Consider the following 24,017-nt stretch of genomic DNA (forward strand, 5'->3'; position numbering starts at 1 on the left):
TTAGTTACAAAAGTGGGACAGTCTCTTAAAAATTCCAATGATTATAAAGCCATCACCCTTTTAATACCATAAAAATAGTTTTCTAAAATTTTTGCATATATTTTTGTCAAGACTTAAAATCTACTCAATGAAATTCTAAATATCTTAAAGAGACTTATAAAGCAACTCTTATTTAAATCACTCCCCAAAACATATCATAAAAATATTTATACCATCTTCGTGTTTGTATTTTAGGGCATGGCCGTGCTTTTTAAAAATTTGATTTGCTATGTAAAGTCCAAGTCCAAGTCCAGAATTTGAAGTTTCTACTCTTCTATTAAACGCCCTATCAAACTCAAGTCTTTCTTGCTCAAGCTCGTCTCCCACGCTGCTGATGCACAGAGCATTTTTATCTATCCTTACGATGACTTTGTCGCTTGAGTATTTTAAGGCATTATCGATCAAATTTTTAACTCCGGTCGCATAAAGCTCAAAATCAACCTCAACAGCGCTTATCTCACCATCTGCTAGCACATCTATGCGGCTTGTATCTTTTAGCAAAAGCATATCTACCGAGTGATCTACGATGTCTATGACTCGGTGTTTGTTCTTTTTAAGCTCCCACTCGCTCGATACTAGTTTTTCGACCTTGACAACCTCGCCTAGTATCATCTCTAGCCTTATAAAAATTTGTTTTAACCTGTCTCCCGCCTTATCGTCTTGTAAAATTTCAGCGATCATATCCGCCATGATCCGCCCTTTCATTATCGGGTTGCGAAATTCATGCAAGATATTACGCAAAAAGAGCGCTCTAGCCTGTTTTATGGCGTCTATCTTTTGCATAGTCGTGTTAAATTCGCCAGCGATTTGGCCTATTTCGTCGTTTGCCTCTACTTTTATCAGCCTAAATTTATCCTCCTCGCCTGCTCTTCTTATCATATTTTTTAAATTTCTAAGCCTTAGCAGTTTTTTCAAAACGACTATAAAAAATGCGACCATTACTATATTTACTACGAGCCAAAGCACCCAAATGCCATTTGAAGAAATTTCTTCTAAATTTTCTAAAGGCACATCGTTTTTTGCTATGTCATCTTTGCTTGATATATTAAGCCCTGCCGCATCCATAATGCGTGAAAACATTTTTGGATCGATAGAAGAAAATCTAGGCACAAAATAAAACTTTTTGTTATACCTTATCATATCAGCATACGAGTCGCTATAAATTTTCTCTCCGCCTTGCCTGATCTTAATAGGATCAAGCTCGCTACTTTTAAGACCTATTTGCGCTAGTTGTTTAGCCGCGTTGCCTTCTACTTGTCCTCGTATACGCATACCCAGCATAAAGCGCTCATAAGTATGATACTCTGCGTCTCTAATCTGCTTTTTTGATTCGATAAAAAATGCCAAATTTACCGTAATGAGCGCGGCAAAAAAGAAAAAAGATATGAGTTTTATGATAGATATATTACGCATTGATAAATTTATACCCTATACCGCGCACGGGGTGGATGAAGTGTGGATTTTTAGGGTCGTCTCCTATCTTTTGGCGCAAGCGCCCTATGGCTACGTCGATACTTTTTAGCCCGCTTTGAAATTTAGCCTGACCTAAATTTAACAAAATATCCTCTCTTGATACGACTATCCCCTCTTTTTCATAAAGGTAGATAAAGATGTCAAATTCTGCCTTTGTAAGCGCTATGACTTCTCCATTTTTTAATATGGTGCGTCTTTGTTTATCTACGCAAAAGGTTTTGGAGTCATTGCCGGCTTGTATCCCTCGGCGAAGTATCGCCCTTAGCCTAAATGCAAGCTCTATTGGCTCATAGGGCTTTGCCATGTAGTCGTCCGCCCCAAGCTCAAAGCCCTTTATCTTATCTAGCGTTTCGCTGCGAGCCGATGAGATGATGATAGGTAGCGACGGGTAGCTATGCCTTACCTGCTTGCACACCTCAAGGCCGTCCATATCAGGCAAGCCAAGGTCAAGTACCAATGCATCAAAGGTATTTTTCTCATTTAAAATTCTAAGTCCCTCAAGCGGGTTTGTGACTATGGCTACGCTTATCTCGCTTTTTGCAAGTGCATATTTTAAAAGCTCGGCTAGTTCAAGGTCGTCTTCTATAAGTAAAACTTCTATCATAGTGGTGATTATATCAAATTTTAAATTTTGAAACTAAAAATATTTTTTTAGTTAATGTTACCAAAACCTTACCGTTTTTCGTGAGCCTGCGTGTTATGATTTCACTAATAAATCCAAGGGGGATGCCATAAAACACAGTGGCTTTGTGTTTTAAAAGGGCGTGGTTATTCTAGACATATCACCAAATGGCAAAAACTGAAAGGTAAATTTTACATAGCGTGGCATGATCGCAAGTGATGATGCGATAAGCCAAGCTTAAAAAGGCGGCATTGTTAAATGCCTAAAAAAGAAATTTAAGGAGTTTAGAGTGAAAACATCTTTTTTAACTACAAGCAAGAGTAAATTTGCTCTTAGTTTGGCTGCACTTATGGCTATGGCGACCTGTACAAGTGCGAGTGAGAGCTTGGAAGAGGCTTTGCAGGCAAGCACTATGGGTGCGACCTTATTTTCATACTACGATATGGACTCGACAGAGTACTTCCCGCCAGCTAGCAGAACAAATAAAATTCGCGAGCACATCGGTGGTTTAGGTGCTGAGCTTAGGTTCTTAACTGGCTCTTACTATGGCTTTAAGCTTGGTCTTACGGCTCAGGGCTTAGTAAATTTTGCTCCGTCAAAGGCTGCAAAAGAGTATTTTGCCTATGACTGGAATAGCGAAGGCGTAGCGCTTTCAGAGGCCTACTTAGGATATGAAAATGACTACATCGAATTTAAACTCGGCCGTCAGTACTACAACTCAAAATACACAGGCCTAGTGCCGCCGCTTGTGGCTACAAACACGGACGTGGGCTACAAAGAGGCATTTGAGGGCGTGAGCGCTAGGATAAAGCTTGATAGCATAAATACCGTTATCGGCCTAGCTGACTTTTGGAAATTTGCAGGTAGATCAAGCGCAGTAACAGGCGGTGATCACGGCGCGCCAAGGTTTAAAGATAGAGTTATCATCGGCGGCTTTGGGCCTTACGGCTATAAATTTGACAACATCTTTAACTCATTTGCAACATATAGCGGCATCCCAGGCGTCTCGCTCACAGCTGGCTACGCAAATGTCTCAGGCATCGAGTATGACGACGCAGCCAACTCAAAAGGCGATATAAATTTCTACTTCGCAGCTGCTGGCTACAAAACGCCTACACTTTTTGAAAACGCAATCGTTGGCATAGACTTTATGTATAAAGGCTCAAGAACAAACGGCACTTTAAAAGAGAATTTCGACTTTAACGGCGATTACTATGCAGGCATGATAGGACTTTACAACGCTTATGGCGCTGATTTTAGATACGCATACTCAACCGTTAGCAAAAACCAGATGTCGCTTCAAGGTATAGGAAACGACGTTGGCTCATTTACGGCCACTCCGATCTATGGTCCGTTTTTATTTATGAATTTTGCTGGTATGAATTTACATAAATTTAGCGCAGGCTACGACCTTAGCAATGTAGGCGCCGAGGGTCTTAGAGTGGATGCTGACTACTGGTATGGCAAACAGCACAATGGTAGCAACGTTCGCTCAGGCGGCCTTCATGGTCAAGCACCAGGAACTAGAATCGACGTAAAGGGCTGGGGTGTGCAAGTAACTTACAAAGTCCCTGCGGTTAAGGGTCTAAAACTATCAGCTATCTATGAAACATTAGATAGAAAGCTAAAATATACAAACGGCAGCTCTAACGGCAAGACAAGAGATGAAGAACTTTGGTTAAGAGCCTCTTATGACTTTGATATATTGAAATAAATTTGAAACAAGGAGTATAAAATGGTAGAAAATAACGAACTATCACGTCGCTCGTTTTTAAAACGTAGTGGCGCACTCACACTTGGCTCAGTTGCAGCAGGATCAGCGCTGCTAACAGGCTGTGATAACCCAAATAACCACCTCATCCACCCAGAAAAGGAGACCACAAAAGCACCTGATGTGCCAAAATGGCTAGGTGTCGAGCCTGAAATTTCAGACAAAGATATAAAAGAGACGCTTGAAACCGATGTGCTTATCATCGGTGCTGGCGTTTCAGGGCTTCACGCTGCGCGCGCTGCTAGCGAAAAAGGCGCAAGGGTTATCGTCCTAGAAAAAGCCGGTCGCTTTCAGGTTAGAAGCGGTCAGTACGGCACTCTAGGCAATAAATTTCAAAGAGAGCTTGGTATCAAATATGACAAGAATGCGGCCATAAATGAGCACTTAAAACAGATGGGCTACCGCGCCGATCAGCGCGTTTGGAACTACTGGGCGGATCACAGCGGCGAGGACTTTGACTGGATGATAGAGCTTGCTCCTGCGGTGCATTTTATGAAAGAGACCGATACGCAGCTTGATAGAAGTAAGATAAATTTGATGGTTATGCACTATCCACTCCCGGCCGGATACGACCCAAGTAAGGAAAACAGCCCAAGCTATCCAACTGTTATGTCCTTTTTACCTAGCCAAGAGCCGATGATGGAGCTAGTTTATGAAAAGTCTATAAAACAAGGTGCAAAGTATATCTTTAAAACTCGTGCAAAAAAGCTACTTCGCGACAAAACGACTGGCAAAATGCAAGGAGCGATCGCGCAAAATATGGCTGATGGCTCATATATCAAGATAAATGCTAAGTCGGTGATACTTGCTACGGGCGATTATATGAATGACCCTGAGATGGTAAAGACATTTGTGCCGTGGGTGGCAAATTTCTTCTGTCCGTTTCCAAACAGAGACTACAAAAACAATCCGACCAACACGGGAGACGGACACAAACTTGGCTCATGGATAGGTGCAAAGCTAGAAGACGGACCGCACGCACCAGTCGCTCACACGCTTGGCGGACCGCTTGGCGTTGATGCGTTTTTACTAACAAATGCAAAGGGAGAGCGCTTTACAAATGAAGATCTAAGCGGTCAGCAAGTCACTCAGCCGCTCTCTCGCCAACCAGGAGGCTTTGGCTGGCAAGTATTTGACTCTAAATTTCCAGAGCAAGTCGGCCTCATGGGCGTATCACACGGCAGCGTAAACCACTGTGTAGAAGATAATCCAAAGCTTCCACCTGACTGCCAGTGGGCGATAGGCAAAACATCATATATATCGGTAAAAGATATTGAAGAGATGCCTGATGTCATAAAAGCAAACACCATTGAAGAGCTTGCTAGTAAGCTCTACCCTGATAACAAAAAGGCGCAAACACAGTTTTTGGCGACCATAAAACGATACAACGAGCTATGCGACAAAGGCCATGATGATGACTTTGGCAAGACCGCTAAGAGGATGTTTCCAGTCCGCCATGCGCCGTTTTATGCTGGCAAAATGGGAGTAGGTGCGAGCCTGGTCGTCATGGGCGGCTTCACCGTAGAGCCAAGCACTGCAAATGTGCTAGATACCGACTATAACGAAATTTCAGGACTTTACGCCTGCGGTAACGTTATGGGCGGACGCTTTTTGGGAGATTATCCAGTAGTTTTAGCCGGCACTAGCCACGGAACATGCCTATGCTACGGACGCTTAGCAGGCTATCAGGCTGCGGCAAACGCAAAAGGAGTACAAGCATGAGCAATAGAAAAAAATATACGATAATAGGACTAATAGTAGCCGCTATCGTGGGCTTTATAGCTTTTCATCAGATAGAAGCAGCTAGCCACAAGGCTGAATTTTGTATCTTGTGTCACAACATGCAACCAGAATACGACTCTTATACAAAAGGAAATTTGCTAGCTAAAAAGCATAAAGATGCAAATGTAACATGCCACGACTGCCACACTCCAACTATAGGTGAGCAGCTAAATGAGGTCAGGATGTATGCAACTGGCGACTTTGAGACACCAACAAAACAAAGAGGCTTTACTAACGAGCAGTGCACCAGCTGTCACAAGATAGCTGATATCAGGAAAAAGACCGCACACTACGGCCTATCTAACCCACATGAAGGCACTCACAATAAAGACAATGAGATGCTTCAGTGTCAGTCATGCCATGCCGTGCATCATCCGCAAAAGCTAAATACTTGTATGTCTTGCCACCCAATAGACTGGAAGGTAGATAGCAGCTGGAAGATGTATCCTCCTACTAAAAAATAATCTCTCATCCGCCTCATCTGGGGCGGATAATCTTTTTATCTAAAACTCCTTTAAATACGCAATTTTAACCTCTATCATTTTAATATTTTTAACTTTTCTTTCTAAAAAATAAACTTTTTACGAAAATTTGCATTTCTAGCGCAGATTTTTTCCAAAATTGGTGTAATTACTATAAAGACATTTTAAAAAGGAAGAAAATGAAAAAATTTTCATTAATAGTAACTAGCACTGCTAGCACGAGAGAAAGTTCAAATGGTGAGGTGATTTACCATGGCTAATGCATATATAGTAAATGATCACAGCCTAGTCATAAATGTGAGGTCAGGTTTTTTAACATATGGTAGAGCCATAGGTAGATTTGCACATGCGTGCCGTGAGAAAAATCAGACTGAGCATATAAAGTATCTTAACAAAACCCCAGCCACTATTAATCGCTACAAGCTCCTAAGCGAGTTTAATGGCAATGGCAATATGAGAGATGCTAACGGCAAAGATGATGAGCTGCATAATATGGCTTTTGTAAAGAATTTACTTAAAGGCTTTCAGGATAGCTTTAAAGAAGACTATGGCAAGCAATCCTACACACAAAAACGACAAGGTAAAGATATAGTTATACGTAGAGCTTGGCGCAAAGATATGGCTAGTTTTTGTGAAGTCATCATCACATTTGGTACAGACAGAGAAAAGGAGCCAAAAGAAGGGCTAAACGACGAAGAGTCAAAATTTATAAATGAAAACATATGCATGGATAGAGTAATGAGATTTGTAAATGCATACTGCGCGAAGTATGGCGCAAAGTGTCTGCTTGTGGCTGAGCATAATGACGAAAAGACCAAGCACTATCACATCATCTTTACAAACTACAACTTTGAGAAGCATGCAAATTTGAGATTTAGTGGCAGGTCAAAAACAGCAAAATTTGGTAAAGAGCTACAAGATATGGGAGCAGAGGCATTTGAAGGTCAGGTACTTCGTGGTAAGTCAAGTAAAAATAGACACAAGAATTTAACCCAAATGCACCAAATAGCAAGTGAATATAAGAGCGAGCAAGAGCTAAAAGAGAAAATTCAAAAGCTTATAGAAGCGGAAGCAAATAAGTATATGCAAAAGAAAGAGCCTTTGTTGGGCGACGAGTACTTTAGGTTAGAGCCAAATGAAAAAAGAGCTTTAATAGTAGGTCTTAGAAATTCTGTTTTTGAACAAATGCAAGAAAGCATAACCATCACATCTGATGAGCAGCTAAAAGAAAAGGTAGAACTTCTTGATGGGCAAGTAACAGAACAAAACAAGATCATAGAGGAAGATAAAAAGAAAAGCTTAGAAGTCTTAAAAGAAAAAGAGCAGCTAGAAAAAGAGCTAGATGATTTAAAAGAGATTCAAGCTGAGCAAGACAAAGAGATAATGCTTCTTAAAAATAGAGTAAAAGCACATACTAATCAGCAAACAAAGATAGATGAACAAAATGCATTGATAGAGAGTAAGAATAGAGAAAATCAATCTCTAGCACGTAAAAGCAAAAGCTTGCAAAAAGAAAATATCAGGCTAAGAGACTTTAATGACAAAAGCTTAGGTCTTTTACTTGAAATAGCAAGCACCGATCCTGAGCTAAAAGAGATAATAGTAAATGAGATGCCAGAGTTGAGTGGTAAATTTACAAAAGATGATGCATTGATGGAGATGGGGTAGTAAGCATTCTTTAAAATTTACAATGCGTAATCTATAAATTTAAGCCACCAAAGTAAGCTAGCCGTGTAAATTTTACCAAGTAAATTTACACTGGCTTGCTTACAAACTTGCGGTATATCCTACGCAACACTCCTATATCTCATATAGACATACTCATAAATTTTCTATCTGCACGCCGAGATACTTATATCATCATAACACTCAGGTAGCTCGCCCCAGAGCGTATCGCAAAAAGATAAGACCAAGCATTGGCACGTAGTATTGATACGATGTGAGGTTTGACCCTGGGCGCAAAAACTCCGCCAACTCTCAAAGGTCGCTCTCTAGCATTTGTAAATTTAGCCATTTATATTTTGCTTGCTATTTTAGCATTTTATGGGTATGGATTGTTATTTTGGGAGAAAGAAATTTTATGAGTAAAATTTTGAGAGAGGTTTTTGCATGTATTAAAGTAATATTTATCTTAAGCAAAAACTTAGACCTTTTATCGGCAAATGTCATTTTTAATGGATAAAGTTTTGTTTAGGTTGTATCTTTGTAAATAAAAATTTTGCCCGTCTGGCTAAGACCTTACAGCAAGCTCGGACCGAGCTTGCTAAGTAAGTTTATCAACATACTAAAAATGTTGATAAATATACTAGAAACTGGCATTAAATTTTCTTGGATTATAACAAATAAATTCATAATGTAACATACTGCATGTGATGTAATGTGCAGTACATGATGTAACATTCAGTATGTGATGTCACATGCAGCACTTGATGTAATGTATAGTACATGATGTAACATGCAGTAGGTGACGTAACGTATAGTATGTGATGTTATGTATATTTTCGCAGATGAGAGAGTATTAGGATAGGTGGATATTTATTTTTAGAAAGATATTATTGAAGTTGTATGTCTAAAAAGCGCTTGGCGTATATCTAATAGTGATGATTATAACGGCCTTATTTTTTTCATTGACCCTATAAATCACTGTATAGTTTTTAACAAATAGCTGTCTATAGCCCATATTGGCATATCTGCCAACTTTTCTAATAGCACCACGATTTGGTATCTCATCTAGGCTAAGAATAGCATTTTTGATAGCCTCTAGCGTAGAGTTTGCAGCACCTGACGAGAGCAAAGATAGTGCGATATATTTATAAATCGCTTCAAGCTCTTCATAAGCTTGTGGTGAGATCAGAACTTTATACTTACTCAAGATACTTATCTTTTAAACTAGCAAAAACGTCTTTTGCTTCTAGCATCTTTGTATCTGCTGTTATCTTAGCTTCAGATGATGCGATGGCGCTATCTATATCGGCTGTGGCTACTAGCTTATCGTATGTCTTTATGCTCATCACAACCAAGTCTCCATAACCATTTTTAGTTACAAATATTGGTTCATCCTTGCTATTGCATAGCTGTGAAATTTCATTTGTGTTTCTAAGCTCTTTTATAGGTACTATTTGAGGCATATGTTATTTCCTTTTAATAATATGACATGATTATAGCATAATTGTGTTAGTAATTTAGATGGCTTTATCTAACTAACTTGGCAAGCTAAAAAATATAAGCCCAAGTATCAAACATTTCCTACCTTCCTTTATCCCATAATAAATTAATAATATTATAAATACAATCACAATAAAATATCTAAAACAGTAGTGGTGGCTTAATATGCAAAACAACGAAATAAATATAACCTACTCTTGCGAAGAGACATTAAAAAAGATAAAAGAGTATATGGCTGATGCGAAATGCGTAACTCTTTATACATCTAGTTTGAATTCACTCACATCGTACTCTAACGGCATAGCTAATGAGATCATATCTAATCTAATATTTTCTAAGAAGAGAGATAAAAAAGATGTGTCGATCGTATCTGACTTTTATATAGATAAAGAGAGCTTTACTGATAGCAAACTAAATAGAATAAGAGAATTTGAATATAGAGATATACCAGTAAAGATTGTCCATAAAAAGAGTGCAGTTGACAAGTTTTTTGCAAATTTAAAAGAGAAGATAAGCCCCATAAAAAGCAAAGCAAGATATGAAGCTGAACTTGAAGCTGCTCAGGATGAGCATGAGAGAAATTTGCTAAAAAGCATGGGTGAAACAAAGACAGAAGCTATAAGCTTTTATGATATGTTTGAGACCGTAGTATCCAACTACGACGACGCCAAAGATATTGTAAAAGAGTGCCTAAATACCTTAAAAAATGATCTACTAAGTGATGCTAGCTCTTTGATATCTAGCGAGGGACTAGATGGAGCTAAATTTGAAAAAAGTATTGAAGAGTGTTTTAGAGAGTTAGATAAGAATTTAAGCGAGTTAAATAAAGAAAGCGGAGAGTTTTTGCTAAAGCAAATATTTCTTTTTATACTAAGCATAGTTGATCTAAGTGATCCAAAGGCAGCGCTTAAAAAGGCAAACGGATGCTTTTTATTCTATGAGCTTAGTAAATTAACCTACAAGATGGTTGAGCATCAAAGTAATAGATCTCTTTATGGCGTAACCTTACCTATCCTTAGTTTTTTCACATCTAGATTTGCTTCTATTATAAATACCCTAAATATAAACTCAAGCTGCAATGTATTAGTATTTAAGCAAGATAAATCCTCTAATTCTGGCTTTTTTATAGACTTTACCCATCTAAATTTAGACTATATCTACTTTAGAGACGACAATAACCTAAATGAGGTTAATTGCAATGCAGATGAGGGATATAGTGTGTTTGGTCATTTGGATGATCTGTCGGTATTTGATCACACTAAGGACGTTTGCTCTTATGATATAGTAAATAAAAACTTAGGCTTTGGCTCTAGTGATGATACGCTCTTTAAAAGACTAAAGGATCAAATAAAAGGACTAAATGCAAACCTAAATTTCATCTGCGCTTCAAATTTTAATTCCGTAAAACTAGCCAATCTAATATCAGATAAGTCTAACAAAAACGGCAAATCTACAAACGACGAGATGAATAGCAAGGACTTTTCTAATTTAAATAAAAACTATATCGTTCTTTCAAATTCTCCTTTTAGATCAAGTGCAGGGCTAAGAGAAGAAGTAATAAGTAAATGCCTAGATCAAGTGATAGAAGACGGGCTAAATAGACCCAACAAATCCAACCTAGTAAAACAAAAATTTACTGACATAAAAACCCTAAGTCCTATTAAGGATTACAGCCAGTACAGCATAAATATCAATAAAGAAAACAATAAATCAACTCTTGTCTTAAATTTATCTCCATTTGCAAGGATAGATAAAAAATATATAGACAACATAGAGCAAAAAAGGGAAGAATTTAAAGAGATCGCCTATCAAGATGATACTAACTATCTTGATAATTACACCAAATACGAAGAGTTATTTAAGACAAATTTCTCTCACGTAAATGCTTATGTTAAGCAACCAAATGATATGGAGAAGATCAAAAAAAGCGAAGAAGAGTATATGAAAAAGGTAACTCTCTCTTTTAAAGCAGTATTTGATAAGGTAAATGAAAACGCCTTAAACAGAAGAGAGGCTGAAGCATATAACAATAGCAATATCTCAAGCCAACTTATAGATGATATAAAAAATGGCTCATCAACCGCAGATGAATACCAATCACAAATGCAACGTATAATACAAACCCTCCCAAAACGCTACTCTTTCATAGAGGCACTATCTCTTGGCGTAGCTTACTTTATAATAACTAAAAGCTATTCAAAAAAAATGATAAAGAAAAGCATTAAAGATGGTGATGAATATATAGTAATAGAAGATGATGAAATAAAAGCCCTACACTCAAACTCTATAATAAGAGTTTTTGATAGAGATTTAAAGTTATTTTTCTACAAAGACTCAGTAAAAAATAGTGGTCTAAAAAGTGGTGAGTATCTATGTATAGAAGAAATTTCTAAATATATGGATGGAGTAAATAACAAGGATATAGTTAGCGTTGAAGAGCTTTTAGCAGAAAATGAAGTTGGTAAAAATGCAGATATCAAAGATCCTTTGCAAAAAGATCTAATGAAACTTCTTATAGAACAAGCTGATAAGATAGATGAAAACTATAAAAAAGATGAAGCTACTATAAAAGAGGCTATAGCTGCTAAGAATAAAAACACTCTAAAAGAGGCTATAAACTTAAAAGATATAGCATATAGCAATGATAGAGATATAAATAAAGAGGTAACCTCATTATTAGTAAAAACTACTATAGAAGAGGTGTTTCCACTTTCAAAATTTGTTGGTGAAGATGGCATATCTAAGATATATGAATCACTTGGCTCTTATATATTTAATAAAGATGCAAAGGCACTAAGAGAAACATTTCTTGATGAGCTTGGGGTATTAAATTTAGTAAAAAGCCTACTTGGTGCAAGAAAGACTAAAGAGATAGATCGATATATCTTACTAATAACAAGTCTAAGAACTACAAGTGTAGTTTTACAACATTCAAAGCTTAATCTAATCATTCAAGCTTCGAATGCATTTAGGCTTCATATGGCAATGGAGTATTATAAACTAAGTATAACCTATACAGAGATCACAACATATACCTTTATGAGATATACTCATAGATTTAGCTATACAGATTTTCAAGAGATAAAGAGGCTAATAAAAGATTATGCAGGATCATTGGGTAAGAGCATAGGTGCTTCTATGGTCAGTGGTGCATTAGAACTCTGGAAAACCTCATACGAAAAACTAGAAGAGAACTACAAAGAGATAATGCATACAAGATATACATATAAATTTAATGAAGCTTACGCACTAAATAATATCTCATATAAACCTATGTCCATAAAAGAAGCCTATGATAAAAATAGTACAAATACATATTGCTACTATCCAGTAATGATCTATCAAAACTATATAAGTCTAAATTTAAATAGACTATTTCTAGGAGCTAATATAAGTAGTGGAGGACTAGACTATAACTCATTTATGTACTATGACATAGACCATAAGAAAAACAAACTATCTTTTAACCTAGCTTCTAAACTAGCACTAAATAACCTTAGTGCTTATCTATGCTTAGATGAGCTAAGAGGAGCTGGTAATGAGATAGATGCAAGATATTTTAAATATGCTAGAAGTAGATACACTGAATCTGATGTAGAGATAAGGAAGTTAAATTTGGATGTGAAAGAGGAGAAAGAGATATACAATAATTACAAGGATGGCGCATTGCCAAATAAAGCAGCAGGCAAACCAAAATATCCGATAGATGCCTATCAAGAGGCTGCAAATATTATATATATGCTTAGACTAGGAATTTTTAACACCAACTATGGCAATACTCACCGCAACCTCTCAAGAGATCTAGTAGAAGCTCTTGATATTATAGGTAACAATAACATAAAGGGTATATATGTGGGGTGTAAAAAGGCAAATGCTGATAGTGACCACACTATACCCCCTCGCCTAGTAGGTCGTCTAGCCACCACCATAGTAATGGAAGATGGTCTATATATAGGATAAGAGATGAAGAAGATCATATTTATCATCATAGCTATTTTAGTAGCGGCAACGTCAGCATTATTTATAAATAAAGGAAAAACAATGGATAAAAGCAATATATATACAGTCATAGCACCCAATGAAAAGGAAGTCTGGCTTGATAAAAATACAAATTTAATAGTGGCAAAGCCAGATAGTAAAATAGATGCCAAAAGCAGGATTGCAAATAAAGAAGCCTCTAAACTAGTCCTAGAAGCCCGCTCCATCCTAGACTCATCCCCATACAAAAACTATAAACCACTATACTATAACCCTAAACCAAATTCTCTAGGTCAAACAGACTATCTATCATTTAAACCATGGCTAGATATTAGCTATAAACCAAGCTCAAATAAGATAGCTCCTTGGACTAAGACAGAAAAAGCTTATTATGAAAGTTTAAAAGATAAGAGAGATAGATATATCTATCTAGTAAAAAGAAGCAATCTAAAATGCACTATGATGGATATACCAGATGATGCCATAGGTAGAGTGGATAGCAATGGCGAACTAACAAAGCCAGAGTATGCTGAAATTTATGATGAAGTAAATTCTCACAAAGGTACTCTAAAATCAGAACTATTTGCAGCAGAGTGGAATATATGTGCAGGAGTATTGGGAGATATGGGAGGATTTGTAGGAGGGGTTGGACTAGGTTATGCAGGATTTAAAGCAAGAGCATATCAATCAATGTTTTTATCAGCTCAGCTTGGTCAAGACGGAGCCCTAGAAGCATTAGCTGATTTATTTGAATACTCTACCTATTTAGTAGGTCTAAACAAAAATTTACAAATGGCAGAAGAATTTAGAAAACTAGCTAAAAATCCCCCACTAGATGAATATGGCATGATACCTTATCTAGATGAGATAGTAGGAAGCTACTTCGTGATGGATTTTAATAGGGGCGGGGTTGTTAACAATCCAGACGGCTCAATCCATAGACATTTAAGAAAATTAGTAGAAGATGAAGGTAAATTATTAGACCCTAGAGACCTTGACGCAAACGAGACTACAAGGGAAGAATTTGTAAAATACTCAAAAAAAGTATTAGAAGATTATAAGGAAAAGTTTGACGAAGTTGGCTATCCAAACACATGGGACGATCGCGATTTAAGTCTCTACATCGACTCCACCCTACTGGAAGCTAAAATAATGTCTCTAACCCCACCAGAGGGATATCCTAATGCACCATACTATAACACACCAGAAGAGCTAACAAGACTATATGAGGCTGGTAAATTAGATAAAAAGCTAAACCCTTTAACACCAGCGATGTATAGAGATAGCTTCCCTGAAGATCTTAGGCAAAAAATATTAAGCTATGCTAAAGAGCATAATATAAAGGATTAGATTTAAAATCAAGCAATAGATTATGGTTTATAGAAGAAAGCATGTATCCATATAAACCATACATCTAAAATATCTAATAGCACACCATTTCTACTTTTGCTTTTAATACACTAGCATTTATATTTGTAGCATATGTTCCAAGTAAAATTTTATACTGCTTCTCATGCCCTACTATTTGAGCTATGATATTTGGCTCTACTTCTTGTTGGACAAGCGTATCTATAAAATAGTGCCTAAACGAGTAAAAAGTCTTTTGTTTGTCGCTACTTATTAGCTTTCGTTGTATTTGCGATCTAAAAATTTCTGAAAAGTCTTTATTGCTTACTTTGAAGATGCTTTTATTTGCACTAGCTCTTTGTTTTACAAACTCCATTAGTCCAAGCTCTATTAGCTTGCTATGCACTGGCACGAGCCTTATGGAATTTATATTTTTGGTGCTCTTGCCATCATCTCTATTTATACTAAAGCAAAGCACATTATTGTGCTGCACTATGTCACGTGCTCTTAGCTGAACTATCTCATTTATCCTCATGCCACTATATGCTGCTATCATGGTTATATAGTATAGATCATTTGCGCTTATGCGATTGCTTGGTGACTTGTTGGTCTCTTTAAAATTTTGGACTATTTTAAAGATAGCATTAGCCTCTTCCTTGCTATAAGGTAGCACCTTGCGCTCCATTGGGTTTATCTCCACTTTTACGTTTAGGTCATTTATGATGCTCTTACTTATGTAGTCGCTGTTATAACAATACTTAAAGAACTGCACTACTCTTATCATATATTTTTGTATGGTTACTTGTGATAGTTTGGCATCATTTTTGCCTATGCGTATTATCTGCTCTAGGCTTTTGTCTTTATATTTGGCTTTTTGGTTTAGCTTGGTTGGTATGAGGGCTAAAGTATTTCTAAATTTAAGTAGATCATCTCGTGATATGGTTGTGATGTCCTTGTTCGGATGAAAAAATTTAAATAATATATTGCCTACAATATTTACCAGATCCATAGTGCTACTTGACCACTTTTGACTCACGCTAGTATTAGCTGTAAAATTTTCAAATGCTGTTTTTAGTGTGATGATCTCTCTACTCTCTACCTTTCTTTGACTAGGAGAACATGGCACTATCTCGTATTCTTGGACTGCCTCATCATTTAAGCTGCCCACAGCAAAGCTACTATCTCCAACTTTTATGCGTTTGCCTATTAGATGACTATTGGCAGATAGTATCTGCTCTGCACTCCTCTCATCACCTTTTGTTTTTACTAGCTTAAAAGGAGTGTTAAGTCCGTATTGTTGCTCAGCAGTTGCCATTATGGCATGTGAGAAATTTTTAGCTAGACTTTTGATATCTTCTTTTTTAAGAGGTAGCCCATTTGCTTCATCTAGAGCATTGATATTATCTTGGAAGCTATCTATACCAGTTGGCTCAAATTTATAACTTTCATCTTGTTTGCTTAAGAATTTAAGTCTTTTAGACACAAGGTTTGCGCTCTTATCGAGCTTTGATATTAGGTAGTTTAGGGACAATATATGTTTTTCAAGCAGGGTTTGAGCTATGCTGGCTTTATCATCTTGATCTATGGCTTTATCTAGACTATTAGATAAAATTTTAGCCATGCTATTTAAAGTCTCATTACTTTTATTAAGTAAATCAGGGAAGGTATTATCTTTTAAAGCCTCTTTAAAATGCTTATTTAGCGCATCTGCAAAGTCAATATCTATCTTTTTATCATAAAGTGAATGCTCTTTTATACTATTATCCACCTTTGCCTGCATAAAACTATCAACTAATGAATCTATAATTCCTTGATTTAGCTTCATATCAACTGCCTTTGTTATGAGATAGATATATCTATCATAAATTCTAGCAGATTTTCTGGCTTTTAATATGGAACAAGTCCCCAAGGAGAAAGATAGCTCTCTTGAGCACTTTAAGACTTTTCTTGCGTTTGGTGCGATGACGCTTCGGTAGTAATAAATTCCATTGCGGTTTTTTAGGTGTACCATGGATTTGCAGTGGAACAAAAGTGGGACACTTGGCTAGTGCTTATTGAGAAAAGTTGTTTGTAATGGCGATGTAGCAGGGCTTTAAGCGATATTTAAAAATTTATCTCATAAGCCGGAGGTCGGGAGTTCAAGTCTCCCCCGTGACACCATAGATACCTAAGCTTCGATATTCCTACAATATTATATTGCAGTCACCTTTCATAAAATATAGCTTAATGTTTGTAGCAAAATAAAATTTTATGTAGCAAATTTTTAAGCTCGCAGTAATTTTAACACGTTTTTTGTAAAATTTTAAAAAACAAGTAAAATTTTTTAACGAATCATCTACTATGATATAATCTGTCACTCTACTGGGTTAAATTTTTATCATGACTTAAATAAAATGATTATAGGTGTATAGTAGAAATGGCGCTTGTAGCTATTGAATATAGGCTAAAAATATTTTTGATGATTATGATTCATTCATATCTCCTAACAATAAAACACAAAATAGAGATAGACCACATAAGTATTACGAGATCCTACACGTGGTCAAATATTGGCTCCCATTTATCAAGATAAAAGAGCTTGAGTGTCTAAGGGTGAAATTTGAGAAGTTGCTCAGGAGCTATCTAGAATGCAGTTGATAATTATGTAATAGTTTTCATTTATTTTTTAAAAAATATGCATGTTATTAATAAGACATTTTTATTTTTTATACTCAAAAAAAGTCACTTTTGGTCTGTAATTTTAAGATATTTGTTTAGATTTCTCATATAAATACGAGCATTAAGTAATTTATAAGTATTTTTATGCTATAAAGCCAGGAAAGTCCTGGTATATCGTGCTTCTGAAACAAAAATCAACAATTATTGACCGCTTAAACAATTTAGACATCAAAATATCTTATAATACACACAAATTAAAAAATAAAATATTTTAACCAAAGGAGGTTAAGATGATTAAAGCCAGTTAAAAGTAGAAGCTCTATTTTAAGTATTTAAAAGAGAGCTTCTGCGATAGGTTGTTAGCACTCCTATTGTAATCGTTCTCTACTTTTAAACTACTTAAATAAAAACCTTATCAACAACTACTATATTAAAGCAATGGGCGCACTATAGGTATGCCAATTTGGTGAGACGGCTATTGCTGTCTTTGTAAAATTTTAAAAGCCATAGGAGGAAAATATGGCAAGCAAAAATACACTTTTAAATGATTTAAAAACCATTAGAAAGAATAAGAAAAAAGAGGAGATTAAACAAGTATGTATTGAAGTCTTGTTCCCAGAAAAAGCAACACTCAAAGAATGCAAGTTACTAATCGAAAATCGTTATAGCGTAAAGCTATCAAATAAAGAGTTTTTCAAATGGAAGAAAGAATATAAGGCACAAATAACAAATCAATCATCTGATGCAGATCAAATTCCTGAGATTAAAGAAGATAAAAAAGAAGATGAGGAGCTAAGCAATGGCACTAACAATCAAGAGTAGTGATACAGCAGTTGCGGCAAACGCAGTAATTGCTCTACAAGAACATATTGAAATGGGCAATAAGGTTAGTGAAAATATTAGAAATAATATTGAACTTTTTAATAAAACCGCGGATAGTTTTAATGGAGATTTTAAAGAAAAAATAGATCTAATAGAGCAAGTAGGTGCTGAACTTATAAATGTAACAAAAGAGATTCAAAACAACTTTCAAAAAACTCTAAAAAGTGCAGATAAAACTATATTAGAAATTAACTCATCTTTTAGCTCTTTGATGAAAAAGATAGTATATACATTAATTGCCTTTTTATTTATAGAAGCACTCTTCTTTTTTGGCTACTTGTTTTATGATAGCCATAAGACAAATGAAACCAAATCTGCACTACAAAATAGGCTAGATAAAGCACTTTATGATGTGTCTAATCTTCAAGGCTTTATTATCCATATTTACAACCAAGATGGTCAAAAAGCTAGTGAAGATTTTACTAAATGGCTAAATAAAAATGGTGATGGTAATGTTCAGTAGTAAGCAAATTTTTCTAATAGCAAGACACATACAATGTATGACACTTCGTTTTCATACCTTGTATAATCTTGCTCTGCCGAGAGCCACAATGCGAGATATAAGAAGCGTTAAAACGCTTCTTATCGCTAACACATTTTATGAAAGGATATCATATGTCAAAAAATATCAAGGATAAGGTACTCTCCACAAGGATCACTTCTCAGCAAAATAGCAAATTATCTGATATAGCTAGAGAACTAAAAATATCAAAATCAGAAATTATTTCCTATCTTATTGATAATGGAATTACAAACTCTGAACCAATAAAAAAGAAAGAGCTATATCCAACAATCATTACATATTTTGCTAGACCTTTTAATAACATCAATCAAATAGCAAAGAGACTAAATATAGCTTATAAGACTAGTAGCGATATAGATTTAAAAACGATGCTGCAAACACAAGAAGAGTTGTACAAAGTTCAATCAGTGCTAACTGAAATTTTAAGCCTAATAAAGAGTAGCTATGATAGTTAAGATCTCAAAGGGAGAAAAAGGCATAGCTGATTATCTAAAAACTGGCAAGAAAAGAGATTCAAAGCTAACTAGAGATGAAAAAGATGATAGATTGCCACTGGCTGGAAATTTAGATCTTATCGAGATGTCTGAAAAGCACCAGAGCAAGAAAAAGAATAAGAAACATAACTACTATCATGTATCCTTGTCATTTACTTCAGAGGAGTGGAACAAACTATATGAAAGTGGCAATATAGATGAGCTTATAATAGACTTTCTCAGGCTCACTTTCCCAAATCACGACATAGATGAGCTACTTTTTTATGCTGAAGCTCATCTGCCTATAATAAAAGAAGAGCCATATATTCCTCGCCCAGAAGGGGCACTAGAAAATAGAACATTAAACAAGAAACACAAAAATGGCGAACCACTAAAAAGAGAACCTCATGTTCATCTAATAGTCTCTTTTGAAAATATGAAATTTACCCATAGTGTAAAAACCGGTGGAGTTATATATACAAAAGGTGCAGCCAAGCAACAAGTAAAAGCTGTTATGGCTAAATCAGCAGAAAAATTTAAAAGAGTGGTTAATGACATCTTATCTAACAAGTATGGTCTAAATAATATAGAGCCTTTAGGTATGGATGAAGACCAACTAAATAAACAATATGAAAGCTTTAAAAGTGCAGCACAAAAGGTTAAAAAAGGCAAAGAAAAAGATATACAGATGAAGATAGAAACAAATGTAGTGATCGAGCCAAAAGCTAATACAAAAGAGCAGGATATAAGTGTTGAAGAGCTGCTAGCTGATGCTAGAAATTCTACAGCTGATTATCTATTAAGAATGATAGAAGAAGATGAGAGTTTCAAAAAAGACTATTATGATAGAGCAAAGAGACTTAATGCGGTGGATATAAGGGAATTTTTGCCTATGATCAATGCAAAATTTAACATCACCGCAAAACCTGAAATGGTAAATGACAAATACAAAGTAAGAGTGGATGGTTTTAATGGAACTTATAATCTAACTGATCTAATGTGTAAGATAGTCTACAATGGCAGAAAAGGAGCGTTGTTTTACGTAGTTAATGAGCTAGAGCAAATGCTTATAGAGCTTCAAGCTAATAAAAATGAGCCAAAGATAACATTAAGTGTAAGTAGTGACTTTGGCACGCCAAATAAAGACCCAAAAACTCAAGTGTTAAATAGCTGGGAAACGATACAAATAGAGCCATACAATCTAAAATCAATACTTAAAAACTATTCAGCTATATCAGTGGCAGGTTTTAAAGATAAAGGCAAAGAAGATAGCAGTATTGATGGCATAACTCCTACACTTATATATGATATAGATAACTCTAAATTTACTGCAAATGATGCTCAAAATTTACTGCAAAGCAAAGAGATAAAAGGCTTCATATACCCAACCACCTATCAAGCACCGGATACAAAAGTGGAGAAATTTAAACTCATCATACCCACAACAAGAGCTCCAAGCTTAAATGAATATGATGAATACATAAAAGAGATAACAAGAGAGCTTGGGCTATATAACATAGTAAATAACCAGAGCCTACATCCTAGTAAATTTCACTACACTCCAGTGCCAGGATCTGAAGTTATAAGCATTAGTGGAAAAACTTTTGATAATAAAAGAGCCATTGAAGATGTTGGCTTAAAAACAGATATTAATAATATGGATATTAAAGCCATATATGAAGTTTTACAAAATCTAAGAATATATGAGCTTAGACATGAACCAAAAGATACCAACTCGCATATTAAAAGAGCAAGCTACCAAGCTATATCATCAAAGATTTCTATAAAAGAGCTAATAGAATACTTTGATGAGAGCACTATGGTTAAAAAATATAAAGATTATCAAATACTTTCTGGCAAGAGTGGCAGATATCTTTACTTGCCAGAAGAAAACACAGCCTATTCTTTTAGCCAAAATAGACACTATACTCCATATATCTACATTAGAGATAAATTTTATGAAGCAGCCGGAAAGATAAGAACTGGGCTTTTTAATGATGATGTCATTAAAAAGATAGGACTTAAACAAAATGAATATAAAGGATTCGTAAAAGGTATCGATGAACATCTAGATATAAATAGATACTATTTAGCTTTTATAAATAGAACTGAAAACTTTAAAAAATACCTACCAGATATAGTTAAGGTTAACTATCAAGGCCTAATTTATAATATAAAAACCTATATGAAAGATTGGCAAGATATGCAAGGTTTTAATAAGCTAAAGGGGCGTTATAAAACAGATAATATCTATCTAAATTGTGATCATATATCATTTGGCTCACTAAAAATAACAAAGCAAGAGTTGTACGATCAAGGACTTGATAGTAACTTTGGGATAGAGCAAACAAAACAACCATCAAATATAATAGAGACCAAAGAACAGAATATAAAGTCAGGATATGATAGTTTGAGGAGGTAGATGGTATAAAACAATGAAAATCCATAATATAAAGTACAATATGATTAAATAATGGATAATATTGTTAAATTATATAATTAATTGTTTTGGCTCAAATTGCGTATATTATCTTAAGTGCTTTAAACAATACATAAAAAATGATTTAAAAGAAGTAATTTTAAAAATTTAAAAAGTGACATAACCTGTCATTCCTTTATGGTATTATTAACGAATTAAAGAAATTATTTTCAAGCAAAAAGGATTAGAAATGACACAAGAAGAAATTATAGAAGAAAAAGAAAGAGCGGAAAAAGAGGTTCAAGAAGCCGTAAAAAAGCTTAACGACGACGCTCCTACGATGACCGAAGGTCTGTCGGCTCTTATCGGTTCGGGAGTAGGAGCCGCAGGTTCTTTTGCCGCGCTAGGCGCATTAGGTGCGGTAAGCGGATACTCGGCTGCCGGAATTACTTCGGGGTTAGCTGCCGCAGGCTCAATCGTGGGAGGCGGTATGGTTGCTGGTATCGGCGTTTTGACAATGCCCATCGCGGCTATCGGAGTGGGAGCGTATGCCGTAGCAAAAAAACGAAAAAATGCTAAAATAGCTGCCGCGGTAGCTACCGCTATTAAAAAGATATATTCCGTTCAAGAGAGACTTATGCAAAATGCAGAGTACTTCAAGGAAGAGCTAGCGGGTATTAAGGCTACTCTCGACATCATCGATGGAAACGCTAAAAAAGGCAAAATCGAATACAATCTATAAACGCTGTGCCCTAGGGTGCTAGGGCTTTCCCGTAGCAAAGCAAAAGGAAGCTTATGCCAAAAAACGAATACGAAAACGAATTTAAAGGGATTAAACTACTACAAGACGGTTCTGAAGAAATTCAAGAATCCCACGTCGAAATAAAAAACTCAATCGATGAAATAAAAGCTAGGCTGTTAAAAATATCGCAAGAAAAAATGGGTCGCGACGTAACGCAAAGCGACGAACATAAAATCCTAAAAGAGCAGATTTTGCAAGAAAGTACTCAAAGGACAGCCTTGCGTGAAGTTAGTATCGAAGAAATTTACGCCGAAGCTAGAGATAAATACCGCGAGGATATAACCCTAGACGATATTTTAAGTATCGAGGACAAGAAAGAAGTAAGCTATTTGATCGATAAGCATATTTCCGATTTTAACCGAAAATATGGTCTCGACTTATGGGATTACGCTATCGCCGGGAGTTGCGGATTGTTTGCATCTATGCTTGACATCCTATGCGTATCGGCTCCGCTGTCTCCGACTACGTCATACGATGAAAAAGTCGACGGTATTTTTAACCGATGGGTTCAAGAAGCCTTTAATAAGTTTTTGACGCCTGAAATAAGCGAGCAACTATCAAAGGCTAATAAGATAGGCTCGGCGGATGTATCTACCATAATAAATATATTAAATGCGCCGCCAAAGCTAATAAACCCCTATAATCATAGGTTAAAGGAGCTATCTCACGATCCTATTCTAGGGCTATTTTTCGGCGTGTTTGATATGATGAGAGGGAAGGTTACGATAGCAAGCGGAGGAGCGATAACCTCTTACGATACGACTGTTTTACCTGTCAAAGGTAGTATTTTAGACAATCTTAGTAAAATGCTTGGACATCTATTGTCGGATGTAAATGCGCCTTCCGCCGCGGGTAATCGAGGTATGGGTCTGCCTGCGCCTTTTATGGGACTTTTACAAATGTTTGACAACGTTAATATCGGAAACATAAACGTCGGCAAGACTGTAGAGTATATGTACGTAAAGGGTTACGATTTTAGGCAATTCGTCGCTACTAGCATACCCGTAGCTATCATGGAAGTTCTTTTAAGGGTATTTTATATCGTTAAACAAATGAAGGTGTATAATTCGAGCTTTCAGGACGCTTTTATGGATACGCTACCTTTAAATTTAAACCCTAAATTCCGAATGATACTTGCCTTAGCCTACGGCACGTTTGCGGGCGTTAATGCAGGCAAGGTTTACGTAACGAAGGATATTTTAAACGCAAACTATGCAGCATGGATGGGCTTTGTGTGGAATACATTCTTTGCTCTAAAATGGGCTCTTTTGGATAAACACTTAAAATTGTGGAGCGAGCTAGAAAAAAAACAAATCGATGAAATAGAAGCAACGGTAGCTAAACTAGATGTTCTACAAAACCGAGCCGAATTTTTAAATATTTAAGGTTGTATATAAAGCTAGGATAGGTTGCTTGATTATGAGATGGAGATAGCTTTATGTATAAGCACTATCAAGAAGTTCGTTATACATTGTCTATTAGTGGTTACGATTGAAGTAAAGGTACATTAAATATACATATTAACAAGATCGAAAGAAAATAACCCTCAAACTCAAGACAATCTGCTCTACTGATATTATAGTTTTAGCTAAATTGGCTTT

Annotated in this window: 17 protein-coding genes; 12 read left to right on the forward strand and 5 right to left on the reverse strand. The window is 35.9% G+C overall.

What is annotated here, in order from left to right; translation table 11 throughout:
• Window positions 1-177: 177 nt before the first annotated feature.
• On the reverse strand, window positions 178-1,452 hold the full coding sequence (locus CVS97_RS08525) for an ArsS family sensor histidine kinase (RefSeq protein ID WP_107785767.1): 1,275 nt from the start codon (window positions 1,450-1,452) through the stop codon (window positions 178-180).
• Complete coding sequence (locus CVS97_RS08530; protein WP_219809271.1) at window positions 1,445-2,116, reverse strand: response regulator transcription factor; 672 nt, start codon at window positions 2,114-2,116, stop codon at window positions 1,445-1,447. Before CVS97_RS08530 ends, CVS97_RS08525 begins: the two co-directional genes overlap by 8 nt.
• A 307-nt stretch (window positions 2,117-2,423) precedes the next feature.
• Between CVS97_RS08530 and CVS97_RS08535 the strand changes: the two genes are divergently transcribed.
• From CVS97_RS08535 to CVS97_RS08550, 4 genes are all read left to right on the forward strand, one after another.
• The gene (locus tag CVS97_RS08535; protein WP_107785768.1) at window positions 2,424-3,848 is read left to right on the forward strand and encodes a metalloid reductase RarA; all 1,425 of its coding nucleotides are present in this window, start codon (window positions 2,424-2,426) and stop codon (window positions 3,846-3,848) included.
• A gap of 21 nt (window positions 3,849-3,869) precedes the next feature.
• Entirely contained in the window at window positions 3,870-5,627 is a 1,758-nt protein-coding gene (locus CVS97_RS08540) for an FAD-dependent oxidoreductase (protein WP_107785769.1), read from the forward strand.
• Window positions 5,624-6,151, forward strand: a complete 528-nt coding sequence (locus CVS97_RS08545) for a cytochrome c3 family protein (RefSeq protein WP_107785770.1) — start codon at window positions 5,624-5,626, stop codon at window positions 6,149-6,151. The genes CVS97_RS08540 and CVS97_RS08545 overlap by 4 nt, the downstream gene beginning before the upstream one ends.
• A 270-nt stretch (window positions 6,152-6,421) precedes the next feature.
• Window positions 6,422-7,837 (forward strand): hypothetical protein, encoded by a 1,416-nt coding sequence (locus CVS97_RS08550; protein ID WP_103597294.1) that lies wholly within the window; start codon window positions 6,422-6,424, stop codon window positions 7,835-7,837.
• Between the two features lie 901 nt (window positions 7,838-8,738).
• On the opposite strand, the gene CVS97_RS08555 is transcribed toward CVS97_RS08550, so the two are convergent.
• Window positions 8,739-9,041 (reverse strand): type II toxin-antitoxin system RelE/ParE family toxin, encoded by a 303-nt coding sequence (locus CVS97_RS08555; RefSeq protein WP_103597293.1) that lies wholly within the window; start codon window positions 9,039-9,041, stop codon window positions 8,739-8,741.
• Window positions 9,034-9,297, reverse strand: coding sequence for a type II toxin-antitoxin system prevent-host-death family antitoxin (locus tag CVS97_RS08560; protein WP_021086499.1), 264 nt, complete (start codon window positions 9,295-9,297; stop codon window positions 9,034-9,036). The genes CVS97_RS08555 and CVS97_RS08560 overlap by 8 nt, the downstream gene beginning before the upstream one ends.
• Window positions 9,298-9,499: 202 nt before the next feature.
• On the opposite strand from CVS97_RS08560, the gene CVS97_RS08565 reads away from it, so the two are divergent.
• A complete protein-coding gene (locus tag CVS97_RS08565) occupies window positions 9,500-13,294 on the forward strand; it encodes a hypothetical protein (protein ID WP_107785771.1) in 3,795 nt (1,264 codons plus the stop codon).
• 3 nt (window positions 13,295-13,297) lie between these two features.
• The gene (locus CVS97_RS08570; RefSeq protein WP_107785772.1) at window positions 13,298-14,662 is read left to right on the forward strand and encodes a thioredoxin reductase; all 1,365 of its coding nucleotides are present in this window, start codon (window positions 13,298-13,300) and stop codon (window positions 14,660-14,662) included.
• Between the two features lie 73 nt (window positions 14,663-14,735).
• Here CVS97_RS08570 and CVS97_RS08575 read toward each other — a convergent pair whose 3' ends face one another.
• Window positions 14,736-16,670: a site-specific integrase gene (locus CVS97_RS08575; protein ID WP_234401442.1), complete on the reverse strand. Its 1,935-nt coding sequence runs from the start codon at window positions 16,668-16,670 to the stop codon at window positions 14,736-14,738.
• A 1,166-nt stretch (window positions 16,671-17,836) separates the two neighbouring features.
• On the opposite strand from CVS97_RS08575, the gene CVS97_RS08585 reads away from it, so the two are divergent.
• The 6 genes from CVS97_RS08585 to CVS97_RS08615 all read left to right on the forward strand — a co-directional run bounded on the left by CVS97_RS08585 (window position 17,837) and on the right by CVS97_RS08615 (window position 23,801).
• A complete protein-coding gene (locus tag CVS97_RS08585; RefSeq protein WP_107785773.1) occupies window positions 17,837-18,139 on the forward strand; it encodes a hypothetical protein in 303 nt (100 codons plus the stop codon).
• Window positions 18,117-18,662: a hypothetical protein gene (locus tag CVS97_RS08590; RefSeq protein WP_107785774.1), complete on the forward strand. Its 546-nt coding sequence runs from the start codon at window positions 18,117-18,119 to the stop codon at window positions 18,660-18,662. Before CVS97_RS08585 ends, CVS97_RS08590 begins: the two co-directional genes overlap by 23 nt.
• Before the next feature lie 152 nt (window positions 18,663-18,814).
• Window positions 18,815-19,177 (forward strand): plasmid mobilization relaxosome protein MobC, encoded by a 363-nt coding sequence (gene mobC / locus CVS97_RS08600; protein ID WP_107785776.1) that lies wholly within the window; start codon window positions 18,815-18,817, stop codon window positions 19,175-19,177.
• On the forward strand, window positions 19,167-21,617 hold the full coding sequence (locus CVS97_RS08605) for an aminotransferase (RefSeq protein ID WP_107785777.1): 2,451 nt from the start codon (window positions 19,167-19,169) through the stop codon (window positions 21,615-21,617). The genes mobC and CVS97_RS08605 overlap by 11 nt, the downstream gene beginning before the upstream one ends.
• Window positions 21,618-21,864: 247 nt before the next feature.
• Window positions 21,865-22,356 (forward strand): hypothetical protein, encoded by a 492-nt coding sequence (locus tag CVS97_RS08610; RefSeq protein ID WP_107785778.1) that lies wholly within the window; start codon window positions 21,865-21,867, stop codon window positions 22,354-22,356.
• A gap of 53 nt (window positions 22,357-22,409) precedes the next feature.
• A complete protein-coding gene (locus tag CVS97_RS08615; RefSeq protein WP_107785779.1) occupies window positions 22,410-23,801 on the forward strand; it encodes a hypothetical protein in 1,392 nt (463 codons plus the stop codon).
• Window positions 23,802-24,017: the final 216 nt, after the last annotated feature.

The sequence above is a fragment of the Campylobacter concisus genome (assembly GCF_003049735.1).
Classification (GTDB): Bacteria; Campylobacterota; Campylobacteria; order Campylobacterales; family Campylobacteraceae; genus Campylobacter_A; species Campylobacter_A concisus_AN.